This is a genomic window from Natrinema halophilum (genome assembly GCF_013402815.2).
Taxonomy (GTDB): Archaea; Halobacteriota; Halobacteria; order Halobacteriales; family Natrialbaceae; genus Natrinema; species Natrinema halophilum.
Genome location: NZ_CP058601.1, coordinates 467,282 through 491,279, shown reverse-complemented (window position 1 = coordinate 491,279; position 23,998 = coordinate 467,282). Strand labels below are relative to the sequence as shown.

Here is a 23,998-nt window from a genome sequence, read left to right as displayed (position 1 = left end):
CAACGACTACTATAGAGTCGAGACAAACGGGCGAGTAAATGGCCAGTTTTGCGTCGCACTACACGGATTCCCGCAACGACAGTCAATCGCATCAGGTAGCTTCAATCGTCGTGGCTGGTAGATCGGTTTCCCTTCCGGTCGGTCGTTCGAAACGGCCCCCTCGCTACCGAGTTACCGATCGGTACTCGTCGATTCCGTCAATAAATCGCTGTATAGAAACGTCTCGGTCGTGGTGCGGGCGACTGGTCCGATTCCGTCCCGCTCTCGTGCACGCTCGATCGTCGACCGAATCGCCTCGAAGTTGTTTCCACTGACGACGTCGCCGCTTCGGTGATCGAACGCTACGAGTCGCTGTTCCTCGAGTCGCGGAAGATGGTTGTGGAGTAAGGACAGCTGGGTTTGTTTCTTCTGCTCAGTAGAGACGGATTCGGGCGCTATGTCACGTTCCCAGGCGGCAATTTGCCGGGCTAGTGAGTCGACGGTTGCGTGGTCGCAGTCAAAGAAGTAATACAAAACGTATCGTCGTTGGGATTCGGATAAAATATCGTAAAGGGTGTCGAGATCCATCGCGTTACTACCTGTGTCCATGGTTTATCTCTTTCATAGACAGTTGGATAAGTCACATCCCAAAAATATTTGGTCGGAGCCACGAGGCGGATTCGAATACACTGATCGGTTATTCGTAATCGTCTCCGCCCGCCGGGTTGCAATAGAGAAAACCCCCACGGCGACTGCCCGATGCAGTCGCTCCGTGGGGGTAATGGGTGGAGTATGAATGGTCGGCGGCGAAACGGGGTTCCCAGAGGGTCGCCCACTCCAGTACTGACCGTAACGCAGGCGAGCTTATCTTCCGTGTTCGGGATGGGTACGGGAGGTACCTCGCCGCTGTGGCCGCCGTAATGCCGATCAACGGATTCGAACCGTCGTAATACCAGTATCGGTCGTGGCGTCGTTGCCTATGGCGTCTGACCGTTGTGTACGTGTAGTCCAGTTTGCGTCCGGACCCGTTCTCGCGTCACGGATCCAATGCGTTATGTAGTTATGAGTGTGTGGCTCGATCAGTTAGTGCTCGCGGGCTCAACGCCTCGTTGCCTTGGCGCGTACACCCCGAGTCTATCGACCTCGTCTTCTACGAGTGATCTCAATGGTATCTCTTTTTCAGGTGGGTTTCGAGCTTAGATGCGTTCAGCTCTTACCCCGTGGTGCGTCGCTGCCCGGCACGTGCCCTCTCGGACAGCCGGTACACGAGTGGCACCCATTCGTAGTTCCTCTCGTACTATACGAACGTTCCCGTCAGATACCGTTACACCCCCAATAGATAGCAGCCGACCTGTCTCACGACGGTCTAAACCCAGCTCACGACCTCCTTTAATAGGCGAACAACCTCACCCTTGCCCGCTTCTGCACGGGCAGGATGGAGGGAACCGACATCGAGGTAGCAAGCCACCCGGTCGATATGTGCTCTTGCGGGTGACGACTCTGTTATCCCTAAGGTAGCTTTTCTGTCAGCAATTGGCCGCATCAAGCAGCCTAATTGGTTCGCTAGACCACGCTTTCGCGTCAGCGTCCGTCGTTGTGCCGGACACTGTCAGACTTCCTTTTGCTCTTGCGCTCTTCCCCGCGTCTCCGACACGGGTGAGGAAATCTTGGGGCGCGCCCGATATCTTTTCAGGCGCGTACCGCCCCAGTCAAACTGCCCGGCTACCAGTGTCCTCCGCCAGGAGTGAGAGTCGCAGTCACCATCGGGTAGTATTTCAATGCTGGCTCGGTGGCCCGCTAGCGCGGGTACCTGTGTAACGCCTCCTACCTATGCTGCACAATGGCGACCACGTCTCAGTGACAGCCTGCAGTAAAGCTCTATAGGGTCTTCGCTTCCCCTTGGGGGTCTCCAGACTCCGCACTGGAACGTACAGTTCACCGGGCCCAACGTTGGGACAGTGGCGCTCTCGTTGATCCATTCATGCAAGCCGCTACTGAAGCGGCAAGGTACTACGCTACCTTAAGAGGGTCATAGTTACCCCCGCCGTTAACAGGTCCTTCGTCCCCTTGTACGGGGTGTTCAGATACCTGCACTGGGCAGGATTCAGTGACCGTACGAGTCCTTGCGGATTTGCGGTCACCTATGTTGTTACTAGACAGTCGGAGCGCCCGAGTCACTGCGACCTGCCTCTTTCCGAGGCAGGCATCCCTTATTGCGAACGTACGGGACTAACTTGCCGAATTCCCTAACGTCGGTTGCTCCCGACAGACCTTGGCTTTCGCCGCCACGAGTACCTGTGTCGGATCTCGGTACGGACAGTGTGCTCGCCTTTTCACGGGCTCTAGGTTGACCTGACTTGCGCTATCTCGTCATTCGAACGCTTCGTGCCATTACGGCTTCCACGCTCTTCGACGATTCGACCGGGCGAAAACCCGGCTCAGGCGGCCCCAAAGCGTCGGCTTTGAGTGCACACTGGCATAGGAATATTAACCTATTTCCCTGTTGTCAGCTTCGACTTACGGGCTGACTTAGGACCGGCTAACCCTCAGCTGATCAGCATTGCTGAGGAACCCTTACTCGTTCGGCCGTCGGGGTTCTAACCCGACTAACGCTGCTACTATGACCAGGATTTTCGTTACTGAACGGTCCACACGATCTCTCGACCGTGCTTCCGCCCGAACAGAACGCCAACCTACAAGATTGCGGTCTGATCCGCACTGCTAGGTCTCGGTGGTGGATTTGAGCCCCGATCATTTTGGGCGCCTCAAACCTCGGCCGGTAAGCTGTTACGCTTTTCTTAGAGGGTAGCTGCTTCTAAGCTCACCTCCCGGCTGTCTAGGGCTTGAGACCACCTTCGATCGCACTTAATCCACACTTGGGGACCTTAACCCAGCTCTGGGTTGTCTCCCTCACGGTACACAGGCTTACCCCGCGCACCGGACTCCCTGCGTCAAACGACGTTCGTAGGTTCGGAGTTGGACAGGGGGGCACACTCCTCTCGGAGTGCGGTCCCCCAATCCGTTGCTCTACCCCACGAACTATCTCGGCAGAGGTCATGCTTCGACATGTTTCGGTTGGAACCAGCTGTTTCCGGACTCGATGGGCCTTTCACCCCTACACACAGATCACGAGAGGGTATTGTAGGACACCAACTCTAACAGGCCTCCACGTGCCTTTCGGCACGCTTCACCTTGTCCGTGCGTAGATCGTCCGGTTTCGGGTCGTGCCCGTTTGACTCCCCGCGCTTGAACACGGTGGTCCTGGTGCAAAGCACTGCGACCATATCGGTTTCCCTACGCCTTCCCCGATAATCGGGTTAGACTCGTCAAACAGGCACACTCCCTGGTTCGTTTTTCAAAACGTACGACAGAACACCGGCTTCCCAAACTTCCTACTGGTAGCTCGCGCTACGGTCGTTTTGTCCGGGACCTTCTATGCCCTGTCGCTCCATCGCCAACTGATTTCACGCCCTATTGCACCTCCCTTCGTGGGGTGCTTTTCAGCGTTCGCTCACGCTACTTGTTCGCTATCGGTCTTGAGGAGTGTTTAGTCTTCGCGGTCGATGCCCGCGATATTCACGAGGGATATCCAACCCCCGATACTCTGGAGCTGACTCGTTCTCTACTCGACGACAGTACGGGACTGTCACCCTGTTTCGTGCTCCGTTCCAGGAGACTTCGTGTCGCGTTTCAGGAAGTGATCGTCAGTCCGAACACCACATTGCCCGTGAAGGCTTCGGTTTGGACTGCGTCGCGTTCATTCGCCATTACTAACGACATCGCGTTTGCTTTCTTTTCCTGTCGGTACTAAGATGTTTCAATTCCCGACGTTCCCCATTGCGCGAAGCAATTGCGGTGGGGATTCCCATTCGGAGATCCTATGTTCTTTGCCTCCGTGCGGCTCCCATAGGCTTATCGCAGCTTGGCACGTCCTTCTTCAGCTCTCAAGCCGAGCGATCCACCAGCTGGCACAGTAGCCACGTTCATCGGATCGGCGTTGCGACAAAGTCGCAACATCGTGACCCGGGAACGGGTCCAGTGGACGCCTGGACTACACGTACACACGGTCTCATCTGCACGCCAGTAGACAGCTGGCCTGCATTAACCCTTCCCACCCGCACTTGCGCGGGGTGGTGCATCGGTTCGTTCGGATTCAATCGTCGGGCCGTCCCCCACTTAAGGGACACGATCCGAGATTTCCTCCGAGACATGGACCCACAGGGATTCGAACCCTGGGCATCCTCCTTGCAAAGGAGGCACTCTACCACTGAGCTATGGGCCCACGCCCGCCTCAGGAGAGGCGGGCAGGGAGTTGGGTGTTAGCCTCGGTAGTTCTAGGGTGCCCGATCGGCCAGTCGAGTGACTGTCTCGATCGAACGTGGGGTGCGGTTCGAAAACCGCGATCCGCAGTGAGCCAGGCGCGACGGCCTGGTCTCGGTCTGTGGAGGTGATCCAGCCGCAGATTCCCCTACGGCTACCTTGTTACGACTTAAGCCCCCTTGCGGAGCCCAGATTCGACCGACGTTGCGTCGGCCTCATCCGGACCCCACTCGGGTGCTTTGACGGGCGGTGTGTGCAAGGAGCAGGGACGTATTCACCGCCGTCTTCTGAACGGCGATTACTACCGAATCCAGCTTCATGAGGGCGAGTTTCAGCCCTCAATCCGAACTACGACCAAGTTTCGGAGATTAGCGCCCCCTTTCGGGGTGGCATCCCACTGTCTTGGCCATTGTAGCCCGCGTGTCGCCCAGCACATTCGGGGCATACTGACCTACCGTTGCCCGTTCCTTCCTCCAGTTTGGCACTGGCAGTCCTCCTAATGTACCCAACCACCACAAGGGTGTTGCTGGCAATTAGGAGTGCGGGTCTCGCTCGTTGCCTGACTTAACAGGACGCCTCACGGTACGAGCTGACGGCGGCCATGCACCTCCTCTCAATGGCTCCAGTAAGCTCATCACACTGACCTTCACTGCACATTGTCGATGCTGGTGAGATGTCCGGCGTTGAGTCCAATTAAACCGCAGGCTCCTCCGGTTGTAGTGCTCCCCCGCCAATTCCTTTAAGTTTCATCCTTGCGGACGTACTTCCCAGGCGGTCTGCTTCACGGCTTCCCTACGGCACAACACAGGCTCGTAGCCTGTGTCACACCTAGCAGACATCGTTTACAGCTTGGACTACCCGGGTATCTAATCCGGTTCGTGACCCAAGCTTTCGTCCCTCACCGTCGGATCCGTCCTTCCAGAGCGCTTTCGCCACCGGTGGTCCGTCCAGGATTACGGGATTTCACTCCTACCCCGGACGTACCCTCTGGATCTTCCGGTCCCAAGCCCCACAGTTTCCACCGGACGCCCGCGCGTTAAGCACGCGGATTTCCCGATGGACTTGCGAGGCCAGCTACGGACGCTTTAGGCCCAATAATAGCGGTCATCACTTGTGCTGCCGGTATTACCGCGGCGGCTGGCACCGGTCTTGCCCAGCACTTATTCTACCACCTCCTTACGGTGGTGAAAAGCGAGGACTATATGCCCTCGCACTTGGAGTCCCCTTATCGCACTCTCGTGCAGTGTAAAGGTTTCGCGCCTGCTGCGCCCCGTAGGGCCCGGAATCTTGTCTCAGATTCCGTCTCCGGGCTCTTGCTCTCACAACCCGTACCGATTATTGGCACGGTGGGCCGTTACCCCACCGTCTACCTAATCGGCCGCAGCCACATCCTATGGCGCCGCAACGTTTCCAGTTCGCGCCACTCCAGGCTGCGAACTGTATTCCGGATTAGCCTCAGTTTCCCGAGGTTGTCCGGATCCATAGGGTAGTTTGGCCACGTGTTACTGAGCTATCTGCTACGAGTCTGAACTCGTGCAACTAGCATGGCTAAATCGGACTCCAATAGCAATGACCTCCGGCAGGATCAACCGGAATGAATGCTATAAGTTTCCCCGGCGAAGCCGGGGAGATTGGCGGTGAATGTTGGTACACACTCACACATAAATGGTCCACGTTCGCTGACGACAGCCGGTCGCGACGACCGGTCGGGCGTCACCGAACTACCAAGGCTAACATCAGATCCCATCTGTACGGCGGACCGCAGGGGTAGGATCCTCATTTCCTTCGGACGTATTCGTAAGCCGTCAGGGATACATAACCCCTTCGAACTCGCGGCGTCCGAGATGACGGACCGGGTTGAACGGCCCGTCGATCACGCGTTTGTTGCGTTCATATCCAACTGCCCTCGTACATATAAGGGCGTCGGATCGAACCCGCGCCGAAAACCGCATCCGGCGAGAGCTTTCGTGCAACCAACAATACGCGCCCGGACTATATAAGGGCATCGTACTGTATCGCCGGTAATCCGACGTTGGTCACGATCGACCCGGCTACCTCAGAGACGCCGTCGAACGAGTCGACGATCGAAGCGAGGTAATGGATTATATCCTGCCTCCGTGCCGGGATGCGGCCGGAGGGAACGTGGCGGCGTGTGCCACGTCGTTCGCATTAATGTGGAAACCCTGGCTCCTACATAAGGCCGTCGTCTCGGTCGTTCGTTGTTCTACGTTACGTATTCACGAGGGTGACGGTCTCCCACCATTTCATCCCACGACCGTTCGGTTGCAGCGACTGCTGGCACAGCGATGACTCCCGAAAATTGCCGGCTTTGGGAGCCCAATCGGCATATCCGTCTTTCGGGTACCGCGATCGTCTGAAGCGGTCGCGGTGAAACCTCGAGTGCGAATCGGGCCCTCGTGGCCAGAGGGTCGACTCCGGGCCGTCTAAAGCGGTGGCTACGGACCGCACACCAGCGGCGTCGGTCAGCGGAGACTCCTCGGATCACACAGAGCGTTCGGCGTCGATGGCGGCGAACAGAAGATGACCCATCGGTTCGAGGGCGACTGTTACAGCAGGGGACGGGGTCTCGCCCTCGAGGGAATCCCGTCACTTCGAACTCGAATTACTGGGTCCAGGAAGTAGTCGCTTCCACCCTACCAGACACTCACGAAGAACCGGCAGACCGTCGTAGAGCCACAGCAGGAACGCGAAGGCGGCGAGTCCGAACTGGAGCCAGACGTACGTCGAAATATCTCCCGCGAGGAGTTGGGAGAGATAGCGGCCGAACAGCAGGTCGAACGATTCGAGGAATCCCCGACTGGGCGAAGAGCCGGGAACGGTCACGACCGGCCAGAGCATGAGTTCGAACTGGACGATCCCCTGACTGACGTAGGAGTAGAGGACGTCGGCCGGAGGGTGAAGGAGGGCGCCGACTCCGAATGCGAGGCCGGTTCGTGGACGCCCGATCGCGTATGCGATGACAGCGATTGCGACCGACAGCGGAACGATGAAGAACACGGAATGACCGACGGCGTATCCGGAATCGAAAACGCCGTATTCCCACGCGAGGGGCTTGTCGATCAGGTCGGGGAGGGTCGACGCAAGCACGACGGCGAATGCCTCGAGCCCGCTGGGCGAGTCGCGGAAGACGAGGTGACAGCCCACCGAATATGCAAGATAGCCGACGATCGCGTGTTCCCATGGCCACATAGGACGGTGGTGCAGTGGACGCGGAATAGTTATGCAGGACTTGCCGACAGCGGACAAGCGTGGCTACGCTGTTTCTTCGAAGCGGGGCGGAACGAAAATACTCTCGATAGCCGGTTCGAAACCGAGAAAAAGCCTGTTACTGACTGCATACATCGTCGGTGCTGACCGGCTACGTCCAGACTGTGCGATTATCCCGGACGAACGTGCGAAAGTCCGTCGGCGGACGGCCGAGGAGCGAGCGAACGTCGTCGGTCACTCGGTTTGCCAGTCCGAGTCGAGCAGTGGTGTAGATCGCGGCCATCACACCGGTCTTCGCGAGATTGCCCTCGAGTCGGTACCGCGAGATCAAAAACCGAGGGAGCGAGGGAGCAGTGTACTCGACCTCACGCTCGAGTGCCGCCGAGAGCACCGCACAGACCTCGGCGTACGAGAGCGCGTCCGGACCGGTGAGATCGGACGCGCCGGTAATCCCCTCGCAAAGCGCTCGGACCGCGACGGCGGCGACGTCTCGAGCCTCTACCAGACTCGTCTTTCCGTCACCGGCGGGGACTGCCAGCCGACCGTCGCGGATCTCCTCGCGGTGGGTCGTAGAGAGGTTCTGCATGAAAAACGAGGCGCGCAGGAACGTCGTCTCGAGGCCGGCGTCGGCGAGCCACGATTCGATACGCGCGTGGGGGACGAGCGGGTTCCGATCGGCACCGATGACAGAGAGGAAGACGACGCGTTCGACCCCGGCTCCGACGGCAGCCGCAAGGGCCGGAACGACGTCTCGTCGGACTCGAGATAGCGCCGGTGGGCGAACGAGAAACATCGCGTCGACGTCGGCGAACGCATCCCGATAGGACGTCGGGTCGGTGAAGTCGAAGGCGACGGTCGCGCAGTTCAGCCGATCACGGGCGCGGGCGGGATGGCGACTCGCGGCAGCGACTGTGACGTCGGGTGCGTCGCGGAGGCCGTCGACGCCGCGGCAGCCGTCGGTTCCGGTTGCGCCCGTGACGAGGACGTTCACGCGGGACCCACCTTCGGTAGTTCGCGAACGAACTGCTCACCCTCGAGACAGTCGAGGACGAACCGTGCGACGTCGGCGCGGTCGATCGAAACCCAGCGCGAGGTCACCGGCGCGGTACTCGCCCGCCGGATCGCCCTCGGTGAGCCGTGGTGCACGGACGACGGTCCATGCGAGGGCTGTCCGATTTACTCGCCCGACGTGAGCGTCGGCGTCCTCGAGCACCGCGCGAGCGATCCGCGACCGCCTCGAGCCAGAAGAGCGCGAGCGAGTCGAGCGGACCGTCGCCCGGTTGCTCGACCTCCTCGGGAAGGCCCACGCGATGGCGATCCTCTCGGCGTTCGCGTTCGCCGACGAGCCACTTCGCTTCTCGGAGCTCGAGGAGCGCCTCGAGGTGCCGGCGAACACCCTCTCCGAGCGGCTCAAAGAGATAGTCGCGGCCGGGTTGCTCGGCGAAAAGCCTACGACGAGGTTCCGCCACGGGTCGAGTACGAACCGCCCGAGAAGGGCCGAGCGGCGTTCCCGGCGTTCGGCCACCTGCACGCGTGGGCCATCGAGCACGACCTCGAGCCCGTCGAAGAGTGACGAGCGCCGATAGTTCGAACTCCGAAGTTGCGAAGTGATTTCGAACTCACAGCTATATCCAGTTGCTCGCCCAAACACGACTGTGACCGACTACGCAATCGAGGCTCGAGACGTGGCGGTGACGTACGCGGACGGGACCGAGGCGGTCCGGGGCGTCGACCTGCTCGTCGACGAGGGCGAGTTCTTCGGCTTCCTCGGCCCGAACGGCGCGGGGAAGACGACGGTGATCAAGACGCTGGTGACGCTGTTGCGCCCGACGGCCGGCTCGGTGGAGGTCAACGGCTTCGACGCCATCGCCGACCCACACAGCGTGCGGGCGACGGTCGGCTACATGGCCCAGGAGACGAGCATCGATCCGGAGCTGACCGCCTACGAGAACCTCCGATTCGCCTGCGACGCCTACGGGGTGCCGAAAGCGGATCGAACGGAGCGAATCGACGAGTTGCTCGAGCTCGTCGAACTGACCGACGTGGCGGACAAGGTCGCCGACGACTTCTCGGGCGGAATGAAGAAACGCCTCGACGCGGCGACGGCGCTGGTCCACCGACCGCAACTGGTGTTCCTCGACGAACCGACGACCGGGCTCGATCCGGCGGCGCGAAACCGACTCTGGGAGTACTTCCGGCGGATCAACGACGAAGGGACGACCGTCTTCCTGACGACGCAGTACTTAGAGGAGGCCGACCAACTGTGCGATCGGCTGTCGGTCATCCAGCGCGGCCGGGTCGTCGCCGACGGGTCGCCCGCCGAGTTGAAGCGCCGCGTCGGCGGCGAGATCCTCGGCGTCGATCTGGCAGATCCCGCCGCGAGCGATCGAGCGGCGACGGTCGCGCGCGACGAGGAATTGTTCGCGGAGGGTGCGACGATCGAGCGGACCGAGTCGGGGATCGAGGTGACCGCACGCGACGCGCGGACGCGCGGGACGGATTTATTGGTCGCGCTGCGCGACGCTGGTATCGAAGTGGTTGGGTTCGACGTCCGCGCGCCGACTCTCGACGACGTGTTCCTCGCCGTAACTGACGAACGGCCGAACTCTGTGGAGGGGGTCGGGGGAGAGTCGACGGCGGCCGAAGCCGTGCGATCGAAGCCCACCGGTGACGGCGGTACCGTAGACGGCGAAGGGGCGGAAACCGGTGGAACGGGAGGTAACCGATGAGTACGCCGAACGTCGACCGTTACGGCGGCGGGTTCGCGAGCGACGTCTGGGTTACGTTCGTCCGGTGGACGATCAAGTCGGTTCGAAACCCGTTCGTCCTCGTCGTCTCGCTCGTCCAACCGATTATTTTCCTCGTGTTGTTTACCCAGGTGTTCGGCGGCGTTGCGACGGGCGCCCTCGAGGGGATCACGTACGAGACCTATCTCGTGCCGGCGATCGTGATCCAGGTAGCGCTGGTCGCGGCTGCAACGTCCGGGATCGGGCTCGTCAACGACATCGAAACCGGCATGTTCGAGAAGATCCTGGTGAGTCCGATGAATCGAACCGCCGTCTTTCTGGGGAAGACGCTGGCCGAGGTCGTCCGAATCGTCGCGCAGGTCGCGATCGTTCTAGGGCTCGGCGTCTTGCTCGGGGCCGAGATCGAGACTGGGCTGATCGGGGCCGTCGCGATCGCCGGTATCTGCGTCGTGTTTTCGATCTGGTTTACCGCGTTCTCGAACGTGTTGGCCGTCGTGACCCGCGACGAGGAGTCGACGATAATCGGGGCGAACCTGCTACAGTTACCCTTACTGTTCGTCTCGAGCGCGTTTCTACCGCTGCCGGCGCTTCCGGAGTGGATTCAGACGGTTGCGACGTTCAACCCGATCACCTACGGCGTCGACGCTGCCCGTGCCGTGATGCTGGGCCAGGATACGATGACGGTCGTCGAGGTTACACGGTTCGAGGGTATGTGGAACACGCTCGTCCCCGCACTGATAGTCCTCGTCGGGCTCGCGCTGTTGTTTGGTTCGGTAGCCATTTACGCGATCGGTCGCGCCGCCAGCGCCGACGTTCGGTGACTATCGGCGGCGGTTCCCGGCGCGGAACGTGTACTGCGAACTAACCGACATCGTTTAGCGACCGCGGTCGTACGGAGAAACATGGACCGATCGGGATTCGTCAGACTCTCGCTTATCGCGTTCGGACTCGTGGTCGTGAGTTTCGTCGTCCGCGGGCTCAGCCGGATCGTTTTCGAGGTGGAACTCGCGAACCTCCTGCAAGCGCCGTTCGCCGTCGTCGGGTTCGGCCTTCTCGTCTACCTCTTCGTGCGGGCGACCCTCGACGCCGTGGGCATCTGGGAAGTCAAGAACACCGAGACGTGAGTCGGCCGGCTGCCGTCGTCTCCCGACCGAACGCACCGGTCCGAAGCGATCTGACCATGACGGGATCGGGTCTCCGGTCGACCGTCCGGGCGGAAGGAAACCGTTTTTCGACCGCCGCGCGAATCCGGATCTATGACAATCGACGTCCAGGCGATCGCTGACCTCGGGCCGGCCGACCGCGCGGCCTTTTTCGAGCGCGACGCCGGTATCGAGGGGGTCACGGAAGACGTTCGTGAGATCGTCGGCCGCGTTCGCGAGGAGGGTGACGTTGCCATCCGCGAGTTTACGAGCGAGTTCGACGGGGTCGAACTCGGCAACGTAGAGATCACCGATCGCTGCGAGCGAGCCGACGAGGAGATCGACGAAGGGATTCGAACGGCGATAGAGACCGCAGCGTCGAACGTCCGCGAGTTCCACGAGGCCCAGCTCCCGGAGGACTGGCGGCGGGAGTTCGCCACCGGTCGGACGCTAGGTCGACGGTTTCGGCCGCTCGAGCGCGTGGGGGTGTACGTCCCCGGCGGCTCAGCAGCGTATCCCTCGAGCGCGATCATGGGAATCGTTCCGGCTGTCGTCGCTGGAGTCGACCACGTCGCGGTCGTCACGCCGCCGGCCGAGGAACTAAATCCGGTCACGTTGGCGGCGATCCACGCAGCTGGCGCGGACGTCGTTTACGGCGTCGGTGGTGCGCAAGCTATCGCGGGGCTGGCCTACGGGACGGAGACGATCGATCGGGTCCAGAAGATCGTCGGTCCCGGGAACAAGTGGGTGACGGCTGCCAAAGCCGTAGTTCGGGGTGACGTCGAGATCGACTTCCTCGCGGGACCGAGCGAGGTCGTCGTGATCGCAGACGAGAGCGCTGCCCCCGACCTGGTCGCAGCGGAACTGGTCGCTCAGGCCGAACACGATCCAAACGCATCGGTCGTGGCCGTCACCGACGACGAGGGAACTGCCGATGCCGTGGCTGGGGCTGTCGACGAACAGACGAACGAGCGAGAGCGCGACGACGTGATCCGCCAGGCCCTCTCGAACGACGCGAGCGGCGTCCTCAAGGCCCGCTCGATGAGCGAGGCTATCCTCTTCACCGAGGCGTACGCACCCGAACACCTCTCGATCGTCGCAACCGACGACGAGTCGATCCTCGACCGGATAGACAGCGCCGGCAGCGTCTTCCTCGGGCCGAACACGCCCGTCGCGGCCGGCGACTACGCAAGCGGCACCAACCACGTCCTGCCGACCAACGGCGGTGCGCAGGTAACCGGCGGACTTTCGGTCGAAACGTTCCTCCGGTCGACGACGGTCCAGCGGCTCACCGACGAGGGGATCGCCGAGCTCGGTGAGACGATCACCACTCTCGCCGACGCCGAGGGCCTCGAGGCCCACGCCGAAAGCGTTCGAATTCGACTCGAGGACGAAACGGGCCCGTAGCGAACGAGTTGTTTCGGATCGGAATCGCCGATAGCGGGATGGAGTCGGCGACCCAAATGACAAACCAGTTTTACATAGCTAGAGCGCGGAGTAGGTCCCGAGATGGAACCGCGTGTCGACCCGACGGACGGTCGTGTCCTCGAGCGCAATTACGATTACGCACAGAAGAACGTGCAGCTCCTCTCTGCCTGGTACGACTGCGACGTACCGCGGATGCTCGAGTTGCTGGCGAAACACGACATCGAGCTTTCGCGCAACGATAGGCGTCAATTTGGAACGTGCTATCGGTCGCTCAAGCGCCGAACGAACTACTAGCGGAAACGTGACAAAGTGGGCGTGCGGGCCGAGGAGAAGCTGTGGCGAGACGCTTCGAAACCGAAAACGGCTAGTTGGACAACAACCGAAGGGCGTCACAGTTAACATCGTTGCGCGGAAAGGTACGGGCATGAGTACGGACAGTATGGATGGCGGGAACGCGGACACGCGACCGGAAATCGAGGTAACCGAAAACGCGGCTGAGCAAGCCCTTTCGTTGCTCGAGGGAGAGGGTCTCGACCCGACGGAAGCCGGCCTCCGCCTGTTCGTCCAGCAGGGCGGATGCGCTGGCCTCTCGTATGGCATGCGATTCGACGACGCACCGGACGAAGACGATACGATTTACGAACACCACGACCTGCGCGTGTTCGTCGATCCGGCAAGTCTGAAGTACATCGAAGGCAGCATCCTCGACTACGAAGACGGTTTGCAAGCCGAAGGGTTCCACGTCGACAACCCGAACGTCGTTAGCGAGTGCGGATGCGGAGAGTCGTTCCGGACGTAAGGATGGTACCAGCCGCAATCTCACCATCTCAGGCCGTTCGTGTACTCTTTCGAACCGATCTCGCAGCTTCGAGTTGTGCCGGAGACCCCGCTGTGGAGAAACTCGGCTGGGGGCCGCGTTCAAAAAAGACGTTCTATGACAGCGGGTGTGACACTGTCGCGTGACGCTGTGATCGGCTACTCCTCGAGCCGGAAAGCGACTGTTACTTCGGCCTGATACTCACGGTCGTCGGCGCTTGCGATTTCGACGCCGAGTTCGTCTACCTCGATCCAGTGGACGTTCTCGAGGGTCGCTTCCGCGCGGTCGATGGCGTTGTCGGCTGCTGCGTCGAAGCTCTCGGGACTGGTGCCGATGAGTGTTATTTTTTTGAAGACCATGGCTCGACTTGCTACACCGCGGAGCGATGTAAAACTCTCCGCCAGTTTCGAAGATAAGGCGACATTCCGCCGACGGCGCGGGTGTCAGTTGGTCCTCGACTCGAGGCGCTCGCGGATGGCTCCGGAGACGTCAGCGAGGTAGGCGCCACCCCACAGCGCAACGATTAATGCACCGATCGAGTTGAAGACGAAATCGAGCATCGTGTCACCGAGTCCGTACTGGGTGAGGACGGCATCGATACCAAATGCGTCGGCTGACAGCGCGATAGCGAACTCGAGAATCTCCCAGAGGACGCCGAACGCAAGGACGAAAAGCAGGATAAACACCGCGATGAACCGTTGGGGGAGGTGGACACCCTCTGCGTGTTCATCGAACGCCCGGACGGTGGCGTATCCTGCGCCCGCGACGAGCGACGCTGACAGTGCGTGGGTCAGGTGATCCCACCAGCCGATATCGGTGTAGAGCGTCGTCGTTGCTCCCGGCAGTCCGACGGTGCCGAACGCATGGAGGAAGACGGCGGTGGTGATCCACAGCGTAAGGCGAGGGTCCATCGGAATCTCGTAATCGCGCTCGAGGATCGGCGGAAGCTGGGTGACGGCCAGCGCTACGGCAGTGTTGATCACGATGCCGCCGTTGCCGCGATCGATTCCGACGAATAGCATGCCGATCAGTCCGACTTCCATGAGATAGGTGAGTTGACGCTGGCGGTGTTGAGAAGGAAATCCACTCGCTAGACTACGCATCGTTCACCTCCGGCTCCGAGGGGGTGACTTCGGGAATGCGCTGTTCGGGGCGGGCGAGTCGTCTGAAGTACAGTTCGAAGACGACGCCAGCACCGATCCCGGCAACGGCTGAGTAGACGAACTCCCACATCACCGCATCGTGATCGGCCGTAAAGGGGACGCCGAGCATTTGTGCCGCGCTCCATCGAAACAGGGCCCACAGCCCCGCAGCGGCCATCGTTCCGACGGCAACGAGGACCACGGCGAAACTGGGAGTCATTCGAACCGACGTGAACGACTGGAGTTCGACGGCGAGAACGAGCGCGATGGCCGCGACCGAGAGGTATGCGGCGAAGTGACCGGTCAGTCGATCAGCATCGATCGCCATTCCGAGGACCGGGAAGGCCGCCAATAGCAATACCTCCCAGGGAAGCATCGCTAACGGCGACCGAAACGCGACTGGCGGGAGCAACGCGAGCGTAACGAGCGTCGCCGCAAACGTCATCCACAGAATTCCCCCCGTCAGTAGTTCGGCGAGACCGATGCTTCCGATCACGGCGATCAGAACCCACCCGACCGTCGCGTTGGTTCGGCCGTCCGCGATCAGCCCCTCGAGTGTAGTCTGAGACACAGTGAACCGTACTAAGCGTTCTCACAAAAACGTACGTGGCTAGCTGGCGCGGTTCGATCGCGCCACGTCCGCCGTTGCTACGCCGGTGCAACGAGGAAGATGTATACGGTCGCATACGCCGCGAGCGCGAGCGTGATAGCCATTAGCATCGTGAGTGCGACCTCGAGAGTTCCGCTGAACGTCGGTCGGCCGGAATAATACGTGCGAAATCGGCCGGTTGACGGGGCCGGCGTTCCCCGCACGGCACCACAGAGAAACCCGACGGCGAGGATGGAGTAGACGAAGTGATACGAAACCTCGAGCGTCGGCGGCGTCACTGCGAGAGCGGCGACGCCGTAGGCCACACCGACGGCCGCCCGACGGTTGATGGTAGCGACGATCGATCGGTCGGTGAGACGACAGATCGCGACGAACGCGAGCCAGATCGCGGCGAGTTCGATCGCGAATGCGCCCAGTAGATGTAGCGTCGGATCGCTATGAAGGACGACACGCGACCCGAAAACCGGCGAGCCGAAGGGGAAAAGTAAATCCGGCGGCGAGCCGGTGACGAGGTCTCCCCAGGGATGCGACCAGAGTCCCCAGAACGCCGCGACAGCAACTGTCGGCGCCGAGAGAGACGTCCACCGTGCGGACACCGTAGCGACGAAGGCGCCGCTTACGACAAACAGTCCCGTGACGACGGCAGCAAGTGGGCCACCGAAGACGAATGCGATCGCGACGAGTGCCACGAGGAGGGCGCTACCAGCGAGGCGGGCGAGGCGATGGTAGCTCGAGCCGTTGACTGCGAGAAGACCGAACGCTGGCGCTGCGACCGCGCCCACGACCAGCGAATGAGTGACCGAGCGGTGAACGGCTCGGCTCGCATCCCAGAACGCCCTCGGTGCACCGACTGAGCCGTTTGCAGCATTCGCGAGTCCGACGAGCGCGTACGCGACGTCGATATCAGGAATAGCAGCAAACGCCCCGGCGACACCACCTGCGATGAGGGCAGGCCGGCGATCCCAGCCACGCCAGTCGGCGACCAGAGCCGCGACGGCGAACGCGATAAGGGCGTGGCCGATGAACATAGCGTTTCGATTACGCAACGAGTGCTCTTAAGCGACTCGCAGTGTCGAACGATACCACTGCACAGTGCGCGACCGAGAATGAGAGCGACCACACGAGCACCGTACCGACGAAGCTCAGTTAGCTGATCAGACGAGAACGGCGGATTCCGTCGAACCCGTCAGCAACTTCGCCGCTGTCGATACCTCTTTGCAAGTGGCACGCGAGCACACGCCTATGGCTCAGGAACCGCCAACCGAGAGGGTTCGAGCGCCAGCAGTTGGGGAACTCACACCGCCGGATCGCATCCTGATGGGACCCGGTCCGAGCGACGTCAACCCCCGCGTTCTCCGGGCGATGAGCACGCCCCTCGTTGGGCACCTCGATCCGTCGTTCATCGAGATTATGAACGAGGTTCAGGAGTTGTTACGGTACACGTTCCGGACGGACAACAAGTGGACCATCCCGGTCTCGGGGACCGGCTCGGCCGCGATGGAAGCGGCGATAGGAAACGTCGTCGAACCGGGCGATACGATGCTCGTCCCGACGAACGGTTACTTCGGTGGCCGGATGGCCTCGATGGCACGTCGGGCCGGCGGCGAGGTCGTCGAGGTCGATGCGCCGTGGGGCGAACCGCTCGATCCCGAAGACGTCGCGGACGCGCTAAGTGAGCACGACCCCGACGTCTTCGGATTCGTACACGCCGAGACGAGTACGGGCGTCTTGCAGCCCGACGTCCCCGAACTCACCGCCGCGGCCCACGATCACGACGCGCTCGTCGTCGCAGATAGCGTTACCTCACTGGGCGGCGTCGAACTCCGGGTCGACGACTGGGACATCGACGTCGCCTATTCAGGCCCGCAAAAATGTCTCTCCTGTCCACCTGGTGCGAGTCCCCTCACGCTCTCGGAGCAGGCGATGGAGAAAGTCCTCTCGCGCGATGAGGACCCTCGGTCCTGGTATCTCGATCTTTCATTGCTCGAGGGGTACTGGGGCGAAGAACGAGCGTACCATCATACGGCACCGATTACGAACGTGTACGCGATCCGCGAGGCCCTTCGGCTCGTCGCCGAAGAGGGTATCGAAAACCGTTGGAATCGACACGAGCGCCTGGCAGGCGCCCTGAAAGCTGGCGTCGAAGCCATGGGGCTCGCAATGAACGCCCCCGACGAGTACTGGCTTCCGAGTTTGAACGCCGTGAGCATCCCCGAGGGTATCGATGACGGGGACGTCTGCGACCGACTACTCGAGCAGTACGATCTCGAGATCGCCGGCGGGCTGGGCGATCTCGCGGGTGAGATTTTCCGAATCGGTTGTATGGGCCACTCCGCGCGTTCCGAAAACGTGATCTACGTCGTGACGGCGCTCGGTGACGTCCTCGAGTCGATGGGCGCAGACGTCGATCCAGGTGCCGGCGTGACCGCGACGCGACGCGCGCTCAAAAAGTAGGGGATGCGGCGTTCGTGCTGCCGTTTTTATGCCGAAACTCGGGGTCCCGGTGGAGCTCGTTCGACCTGATAGTCTTCCCCGTCGACGACGATAATCGCCCATTCGTACTCCGGCTCGATTCGCTCGAGTTGAGTCTCGAGGTCGTCCACATCGTCGGGTTCGGCGACGAAACAGTGGAACTGACCCGACGACGACGACGGGAACTCTTCGGCCTCGAGAACGGTATTGACGTGGACGACTTTCCATGCGCGTTCTGCGCGGAACTCGGGGCCGTTGCCTTCGACGGTGTAACCCAACTCTGCGAAGATCGACCTGGCCTGCTCGACGAGTCGCATGTTAACAGGACCCATTCGCTACGATCTATGTCGGCATCCACCATAAATGTTAGTACATGACAAGAATACCTGGATACTTCTCAATCATCCTGAACTGTGTTGGGATTTTGATTAGGCTGTGACCAAGTAGTGTGGATTACCAGTCAGTAATTGTCTATTATTGAGTCGCAGCGATTTGCGACGGCGTATTCCTCCGATTGACGATTGCCGAGGTTATTCGTGAGCGGCGTCCCACTCGGTCGGCTTGCGGAAGTTCCCACACTGATTGCACTTGATTCGACCCATCGCGTCCATCGCGATGTCGAGACTTTCGCAGTTCGTACAGAACCAGCCGTACCGGCGCTCAGTGTCGGCGGTTTCGTACGCGACGAGAAACGGTCCCTTCGATCCTTTGTCACCGTCCGTCTCCGAAATATAGACGGTATCACCAGCGGAGGTCGACCTGGATTGCATGCCAGTTCGTATTGTTGCTCAGGGTAAATGGCTGTCCTTCCAGGCCGATTCTCCACATCGAGCAGCCAGCGGGAATCGCGTGGCTATACGGTCGTTCGCCGATTTCTTCGGGTGTGTGTGATAAGTTCTCAGTGGTGAGTGTCCGTACTGAAAGGTTTACCCGCTCGGAAATCGTTCGGACTCCTAATGTCGCTGGTCGTGGTCCCCGTTCGATATCCGTTAACAAGACACTCGCGCCGAACGCTCGAACAGGCGATTGAAGTCGCCCGCGAACGAGACGCAGCGCTGACGATTCTGCACGTCGACCTCTACCAGAACGGGAAAAAAGTAACGCGAATCGACCTGAAAAACGCCGTCGAGCGGACGTTCGGACGTCTCGAGAACACTCGCTACGTGGTTCGGACGGGCTTTCTCGTCGAAGAAAGTATTCTCGACGAAGTTGGCGCAGAGAGGGCCGACGCCGTGGTCATCGGGAGCAAGCAAGCGAGTCGGCTTCGACGAATCTTTCAGCGCTTTACCGACAACCCTGACATTGACCAGTATTTGCGGAGCCACCTCGACTGTGAGGTCATCACGGTCGAAAGCGCACAGGTCTAGCTGTACTAGCAGGGGAAGAACCACCTTCGAACGACGTTCGACGACGAGGTTCCGAGGAAACCAGGACGGCGTTATTCCGTTTCGCCCGCATTTCGGACGACGAACACCGGAATGGGCGCATTGTCGACGACGCGTTCCGAGACGCTTCCCAGCGAAGTCACCTTCTCGCGAGGACTTTTGCCTCGAGTGCCGATGACGATCAGATCGATCCCACGTTCGTCGGCGTACTCGAGGATCGTCTTTGCGGGCGTTCCCGTCCGGACCTCGGTGATTGCTTCGAGACCTTCGGCCACCGCTTGCTCTTCGACGTCCGACACGGCCTGTCGCCCCTCGTTTTCGAGCGAGCGCTCGAGATCCGTACTGGTATCCTCGCCGGCTGCAGCGGTGACGCGACTGTCGACTACGTACAGTCCGTGAATCGTTGCGTCGTTGTTCGTCGCGATCGGCAACCCGTGTGCGAGCGTCTCAGAAATCGTGTCGCTACCGTCGGTGGGAATGAGAATATCGTCGTACATCTCTCAGCTGTGATCGACTTGGATCGGGTGTGATATAAATCACCCCCACAGTGCCGGCTCACGGGAACGAAACGGCGCTGAGTCGACAGGTAGCGGGCGCGGTGTGCCGAACTCGGTTCTGCCGGACGCCGGGTTGTTCGCGACGAGGTTACTCGAGCAGCATCGGAGTCACCGATCGGCCGAATTCGCGCGGTTCTCGTCCGGATTAGCCGGCTCGCCCGGCGAATCCGCGGTCTGGCGCTCGAAGCCAGAATCGTCGACGGCCAGTCGCGCGACGCCGCTGGTTCCGTCGAATACGTGATGACGGTGCGGATACGCAAACTCGACGTCGAGTTCCGCAAAGCGCGTCCCGATCGCCTCCTGGACCGCCGATCGGGCCACGGCCTGTTTGTAGGGGTGTTTTATCCAGAAGTATACGTCGAGGACGACACCGTGGTCGCCGTACTCCCGAATGAGGCAGTTCGGCGCAGCCACGTATCGAGCGCTCCCGATTCTGATGTCCGGGCCGCCGGAGATGACGTTGTCGACGTTGCGGGCGGCCCGTTCGGCGGCCCGCCGGGCCGCCTCGAGATCGCTCTCGTAGGTGATCTCGAAGCCAACCGAAATCCGTGTCCGTTCGTCCTCCGCGGAGTAATTTATGACGTCGCGCGCGTGAATCTCGGAGTTAGGAATAACGATGAAGGAGTTCTGAAGGGTGAAGATCTTGGTGTATCGGATCGTGATGTCTTCGACGAATCCCCGGTGACCGGCGTCGGTGACTTCTATCATATCGCCGATCTCGTAGGGCCGATCCGCAAGCACGTAGAGGCCGTTGATCAGGCTGCCGACCAGGGGTGCGAGAACGATCGCGACCACTGCTGAGATGACGGTCACTGATAGGAGAATCTGCGTGTTCCCGACGCCGATGATACCCGCAGCGATGGTACCCGCCCACAGGAAAACGGCGAGTCGGACGCCGCGCAGGACGGTCCGTGTGACGCTCGGTCGCTCGATTCGGCGTGCGACCGTGCGACCTGCAAAGCGTACGGCGAGCTTCGAGAGATACCAGCCGACGACGAGGACGACGAGTGCGAGGACGAGTTCGATCACGTCGGGGGGAACGTCTCCGGGAAGCATCTCCTGGATCGCCTCGGTCGCCGAACTCTCGGCGGCGCTTTCGTTTACCTGTCCGACCTCGCGCATGGCAACACACTCTGGCCCGGAGTTGTTAAGGGTTCTGACCCTCAGATTCGGTCACTGGTTTCGGGACAACCTGATTTCGAAAACAGGTGCTACTCGGTATATAATAAATCATTTAGCCGGTGGGACCGTACTGGCTTCTATGGCACCAGACGAACTCCGCTCGACCGTCGAGCGCGTCGGAGACCGATTCAATCTCGGCGAGTACGAAATCGACGCCTATCTCACCGTCTTAGAACAGGGACAACTCACGGCCAGCGAGATCGCAGACCGGACTGAAATTCCCCAACCTCGAGTGTACGACACCGTCCGTAGTCTGAGCGATCGTGGGCTGGTCGAACTCCGTGAATCTCGCCCGATGAAGGTGGTCGCGATCGATCCCGCAGAATCATTCGACGACGTCCAGACGTCCTTCGAACAGATGATACAGGAACTCGAGGCGCGCTACACCGCGCCGGCTCGTGACACGGAGGCCGTCTCTCTGGTAAAGTCCAGATCGACGATCCTCCGCTATCTCGAGGAGGTTATCGACGGCGCGGAATTCGAACTCGCGCTGTCGCTTACGCCGGATCTACTGACACGATTCGAGGCAGAGTTGCGTGCGGCAGTCGAATCCGGTGTGAGCGTCGATCTGATCGTGACGCCGGCGAGTGAGGCCCCCGATCCAGCCGAGTTCGCGTACGGCGACGTTGCATCGACTGCCCGTGCCCGGCGAGGGATCACGACGCCCGTCCTCGCCGTCGCGGACGGCAACTACTCGGTCTATGCGACTCAGGACGCCCTACGCGACGACCAGGACCGATACGGAGTCATCTTCAACCGCTCGGCGCTTGGCTTTCTCATTTCCGGCTTCTTCGGAACCGTTCTCTGGACGACCGCCGAACGAATGCTCGGTGAGGACGACAGCCCCAGATCGTATCCCCGGAAGTACGCCTCCATTCGGCGGTGCGTGAAAGACCTCATGGACGAAGGTGGTGAGTTCTATGCGACGATCGAGGGAAGAGACGTCGAAGTCGGCGGTCATCGGATTATCCGCGGTCGAATCCTCGATATCTCCTTCGAAGTCAGCGAAGAGGTCGCCAGCCTCACGATCGAAACCGAAGCGGGCGACGAGGTCTCCGTCGGCGGCCGAGTCGCCGCTCTCGAGGACGTCGAAGCCCACGAGATACACATCGGGCGGAACAAGCCGCCGACGCTCGAAGACGACTGATCTTCTGTTGCTGCTGCCATCGGTAATGGTACCCGGTTTCGAATCCGTTTCGGCTCCGGTATCGATTCCGAAAATGAATCGGTCGTGGCGATGGTCCAGTACAATTCTCACCGCCGACGTATCGTTCGTCTGCTGGCAGCTGCCACCCCTCGGGAAGCAATAGTGGATTGTACGCCAGTGTGAGAGTGTTACGAACGCGTGCAAAGTTGTCGCGGTTGACGCGCCCGTAGACAGGCACAGCGTAACGTACGCAAAATCCAGACAGTTTCCATTTATTACAATATTTATTACCAAAAACTAAGTTCTAGAACGTACACTGATCAGTGGTCATGGGACGCGATATCGCCGGTCGACGTGACCGCCCTCGCCTCGGACGTCGGTCCCTTCTGAAAACCACGGCGGCATCGGCAGCGGTCGGGTCCATCGCCGTCACCGGTTGCCTCGCTCGGGGGCGCAAGCCGGGGACGGTGGTGATGACCGCCGCCTCGGATATCGCGGGGATCATGCATAGCGGCGGCGACAAATCCTCGATTCAGAAAGCGCTGTGGGAGGCCGGTCTGGACGAAGACATCCGCGTCGAGATCCAGACAGTCGTCAGCGACTCAGCAACGCGGATGCAGACAGCCCAGTCCGCGCTGGAGGCGGGCCGCTCCCCGCCCGATATTCACATGATGGACAGCGGTTGGACGGTCCCCTTTATCCTGCGCGAACAAACGGTCAACCTGTCCGACCAATTCCCGAACGACGTACTCGAATATGTCAACAACAATTATCTCGGAGCCATCCTCGAGACGGCTCGCCATCCGGAAACCGGAGACCTCCACGCCCTCCCGTTGTTCCCCGATCTGGGGTTTACCCTCTACCGAAAGGATCTCATAGCGGACGCCGGATACGATACGGGCGGCTGGGGAACGGATCCGCCGAGTTGGGAGGAGTTCTCCACGGCTGTCCGCGATGCGAGGGACCAGGCCAACCTGGGCTACGGGTACACTACACAAGCGAACGCCTACGAAGGGCTGTCCTGTTGCACGTTCAACGAGGTGATGACGTCGTGGGGAGGCGCATACTACGGTGGGGCGAACAACCTTTTCACCGCAGGCGAGCGCCCGATCACCGTCGACGGCGAGCGCGCAATCGATGCGATCCGAATGATGCGCTCGTTCATCGAGGGCGAATCGGAGAACACGCTGGACGGGTACCCCCAGATCAGTCCGTCGGCGATCGTCCAGTGGACCGAACAGGAATCACTCAGTCCGTTTTCCGCGGGTAACGCCGTCTCGAACCGAAACTGGTCGTACGCGATCGCCGAGACCGGAACGGAGGAGGCCTTCGGTGAGGACCTCGGCGTAATGACGACGCCGTCCGCGGTTTCCGAACAAGAAGCCGAATATCAGGGCGTCGGCGGAACGGCTTCAGCGCTGGGCGGCTGGAACCTCGCTGTGAGCCCGTTTTCGGAGCGCACGGAGGAGGCCCTGCAGGTCCTCGAGGCGTTCGCCAACGAGGAGGTCATGCTCACGATCTTCGAACTCGGCGGGTTCCTCCCGCCGAACCTCGATCTGGTCGCCGAGGCAAGTACGGACGAGGTCGGACCCGTCGCCCGCTACGGCGACGTCGTTCAGTCGGCCAGCGAGAACGCGATCCCCCGGCCGGCCACCGATCTCTGGCCGGAGCAGTCGGCTCTGATCTATCAGGCCGTGAATTCGGCCTACCGCGGCGAACAATCGCCGACGTCGGCGATGAACGACCTCGCGACCGAACTCAAACAGAGCGAAGCGGAGGTACAAACGAATGACAACTGAGCCAACCGACGGGGCGCAGTCCGGCGCCGAACCGGAGACCGGC

The 23,998-nt window shown here is 60.9% G+C and carries 21 protein-coding genes, 1 tRNA gene, 3 rRNA genes and 2 pseudogenes; 12 read left to right on the top strand and 15 right to left on the bottom strand.

All coding sequences use genetic code 11. The annotated features are described in order from the left end of the window. Positions 1–171: 171 nt before the first annotated feature. The 7 genes from HYG82_RS23125 to HYG82_RS23095 all read right to left on the bottom strand — a co-directional run bounded on the left by HYG82_RS23125 (position 172) and on the right by HYG82_RS23095 (position 8,518). Complete coding sequence (locus tag HYG82_RS23125; protein WP_179259498.1) at positions 172–588, bottom strand: DUF7344 domain-containing protein; 417 nt, start codon at positions 586–588, stop codon at positions 172–174. 189 nt (positions 589–777) lie between these two features. Continuing rightward, a 5S ribosomal RNA gene (gene rrf / locus HYG82_RS23120) occupies positions 778–899 on the bottom strand. Positions 900–1,044: 145 nt separating this feature from the next. Continuing rightward, positions 1,045–3,965, bottom strand: a 23S ribosomal RNA gene (locus tag HYG82_RS23115). Positions 3,966–4,189: 224 nt separating this feature from the next. Further along, positions 4,190–4,261, bottom strand: a tRNA-Ala gene (locus HYG82_RS23110). A 160-nt stretch (positions 4,262–4,421) separates the two neighbouring features. Continuing rightward, a 16S ribosomal RNA gene (locus tag HYG82_RS23105) occupies positions 4,422–5,895 on the bottom strand. The 16S, 23S and 5S rRNA genes sit together here with 1 tRNA gene alongside, the layout of an rRNA operon. Before the next feature lie 1,011 nt (positions 5,896–6,906). Next, positions 6,907–7,509, bottom strand: a complete 603-nt coding sequence (locus tag HYG82_RS23100) for a metal-dependent hydrolase (RefSeq protein ID WP_179259497.1) — start codon at positions 7,507–7,509, stop codon at positions 6,907–6,909. Between the two features lie 169 nt (positions 7,510–7,678). Further along, on the bottom strand, positions 7,679–8,518 hold the full coding sequence (locus HYG82_RS23095; protein WP_179259496.1) for an NmrA family NAD(P)-binding protein: 840 nt from the start codon (positions 8,516–8,518) through the stop codon (positions 7,679–7,681). Between the two features lie 319 nt (positions 8,519–8,837). Between HYG82_RS23095 and HYG82_RS44555 the strand changes: the two are divergent. From HYG82_RS44555 to HYG82_RS23060, 8 genes and pseudogenes are all read left to right on the top strand, one after another. After that, a pseudogene (locus tag HYG82_RS44555) lies at positions 8,838–8,906 on the top strand (winged helix-turn-helix transcriptional regulator); the annotation flags it as partial. Positions 8,907–9,010: 104 nt separating this feature from the next. Then, a pseudogene (locus HYG82_RS44550) lies at positions 9,011–9,100 on the top strand (hypothetical protein); the annotation flags it as partial. Positions 9,101–9,182: 82 nt separating this feature from the next. After that, a complete protein-coding gene (locus HYG82_RS23085) occupies positions 9,183–10,256 on the top strand; it encodes an ABC transporter ATP-binding protein (protein ID WP_179259495.1) in 1,074 nt (357 codons plus the stop codon). After that, positions 10,253–11,095, top strand: coding sequence for an ABC transporter permease (locus HYG82_RS23080; protein WP_179259494.1), 843 nt, complete (start codon positions 10,253–10,255; stop codon positions 11,093–11,095). The genes HYG82_RS23085 and HYG82_RS23080 overlap by 4 nt, the downstream gene beginning before the upstream one ends. Before the next feature lie 81 nt (positions 11,096–11,176). After that, positions 11,177–11,398 carry a hypothetical protein gene (locus HYG82_RS23075; RefSeq protein WP_179259493.1) on the top strand — a complete coding sequence of 74 codons (222 nt, stop codon included), beginning with the start codon at positions 11,177–11,179 and terminating at the stop codon, positions 11,396–11,398. A gap of 132 nt (positions 11,399–11,530) precedes the next feature. Then, positions 11,531–12,823 (top strand): histidinol dehydrogenase, encoded by a 1,293-nt coding sequence (gene hisD / locus HYG82_RS23070; RefSeq protein WP_179259492.1) that lies wholly within the window; start codon positions 11,531–11,533, stop codon positions 12,821–12,823. Positions 12,824–12,925: 102 nt separating this feature from the next. Continuing rightward, positions 12,926–13,138, top strand: coding sequence for a hypothetical protein (locus tag HYG82_RS23065; protein WP_179259491.1), 213 nt, complete (start codon positions 12,926–12,928; stop codon positions 13,136–13,138). 130 nt (positions 13,139–13,268) lie between these two features. After that, complete coding sequence (locus tag HYG82_RS23060; protein WP_179259490.1) at positions 13,269–13,643, top strand: HesB/IscA family protein; 375 nt, start codon at positions 13,269–13,271, stop codon at positions 13,641–13,643. A gap of 176 nt (positions 13,644–13,819) precedes the next feature. Here HYG82_RS23060 and HYG82_RS23055 read toward each other — a convergent pair whose 3' ends face one another. The 4 genes from HYG82_RS23055 to HYG82_RS23040 form a co-directional block, all read right to left on the bottom strand. Continuing rightward, the gene (locus HYG82_RS23055) at positions 13,820–14,020 is read right to left on the bottom strand and encodes a dodecin (RefSeq protein ID WP_179259489.1); all 201 of its coding nucleotides are present in this window, start codon (positions 14,018–14,020) and stop codon (positions 13,820–13,822) included. A gap of 84 nt (positions 14,021–14,104) precedes the next feature. After that, the gene (locus HYG82_RS23050) at positions 14,105–14,764 is read right to left on the bottom strand and encodes a DUF2238 domain-containing protein (protein WP_179259488.1); all 660 of its coding nucleotides are present in this window, start codon (positions 14,762–14,764) and stop codon (positions 14,105–14,107) included. After that, entirely contained in the window at positions 14,757–15,374 is a 618-nt protein-coding gene (locus tag HYG82_RS23045) for a hypothetical protein (protein ID WP_179259487.1), read from the bottom strand. Before HYG82_RS23045 ends, HYG82_RS23050 begins: the two co-directional genes overlap by 8 nt. 77 nt (positions 15,375–15,451) lie before the next feature. Continuing rightward, entirely contained in the window at positions 15,452–16,441 is a 990-nt protein-coding gene (locus HYG82_RS23040) for a metal-dependent hydrolase (protein WP_179259486.1), read from the bottom strand. Positions 16,442–16,655: 214 nt separating this feature from the next. On the opposite strand from HYG82_RS23040, the gene HYG82_RS23035 reads away from it, so the two are divergent. Further along, on the top strand, positions 16,656–17,867 hold the full coding sequence (locus HYG82_RS23035; RefSeq protein ID WP_179259485.1) for a pyridoxal-phosphate-dependent aminotransferase family protein: 1,212 nt from the start codon (positions 16,656–16,658) through the stop codon (positions 17,865–17,867). 26 nt (positions 17,868–17,893) lie between these two features. Here the strand turns inward: HYG82_RS23035 and HYG82_RS23030 are convergent, their stop codons facing one another. Both HYG82_RS23030 and HYG82_RS23025 read right to left on the bottom strand, forming a co-directional pair. Then, positions 17,894–18,202 carry a DUF7116 family protein gene (locus HYG82_RS23030; RefSeq protein WP_179264321.1) on the bottom strand — a complete coding sequence of 103 codons (309 nt, stop codon included), beginning with the start codon at positions 18,200–18,202 and terminating at the stop codon, positions 17,894–17,896. A 213-nt stretch (positions 18,203–18,415) separates the two neighbouring features. Continuing rightward, positions 18,416–18,655: a DUF5816 domain-containing protein gene (locus HYG82_RS23025; RefSeq protein ID WP_179259484.1), complete on the bottom strand. Its 240-nt coding sequence runs from the start codon at positions 18,653–18,655 to the stop codon at positions 18,416–18,418. 186 nt (positions 18,656–18,841) lie between these two features. Here HYG82_RS23025 and HYG82_RS23020 point away from each other — a divergent pair, with 186 nt between their 5' ends. After that, complete coding sequence (locus HYG82_RS23020) at positions 18,842–19,252, top strand: universal stress protein (protein WP_179259483.1); 411 nt, start codon at positions 18,842–18,844, stop codon at positions 19,250–19,252. Between the two features lie 71 nt (positions 19,253–19,323). Here the strand turns inward: HYG82_RS23020 and HYG82_RS23015 are convergent, their stop codons facing one another. After that, the gene (locus HYG82_RS23015) at positions 19,324–19,767 is read right to left on the bottom strand and encodes a universal stress protein (RefSeq protein ID WP_179259482.1); all 444 of its coding nucleotides are present in this window, start codon (positions 19,765–19,767) and stop codon (positions 19,324–19,326) included. Positions 19,768–19,935: 168 nt separating this feature from the next. Beyond that, positions 19,936–20,949, bottom strand: a complete 1,014-nt coding sequence (locus HYG82_RS23010) for a mechanosensitive ion channel family protein (protein ID WP_179259481.1) — start codon at positions 20,947–20,949, stop codon at positions 19,936–19,938. A 139-nt stretch (positions 20,950–21,088) separates the two neighbouring features. Between HYG82_RS23010 and trmB the strand changes: the two genes are divergently transcribed. Both trmB and HYG82_RS23000 read left to right on the top strand, forming a co-directional pair. Further along, complete coding sequence (gene trmB, locus HYG82_RS23005) at positions 21,089–22,156, top strand: HTH-type sugar sensing transcriptional regulator TrmB (protein ID WP_179259480.1); 1,068 nt, start codon at positions 21,089–21,091, stop codon at positions 22,154–22,156. 329 nt (positions 22,157–22,485) lie between these two features. Further along, on the top strand, positions 22,486–23,955 hold the full coding sequence (locus tag HYG82_RS23000) for an extracellular solute-binding protein (protein WP_179259479.1): 1,470 nt from the start codon (positions 22,486–22,488) through the stop codon (positions 23,953–23,955). The last annotated feature ends 43 nt before the right edge of the window (positions 23,956–23,998 follow it).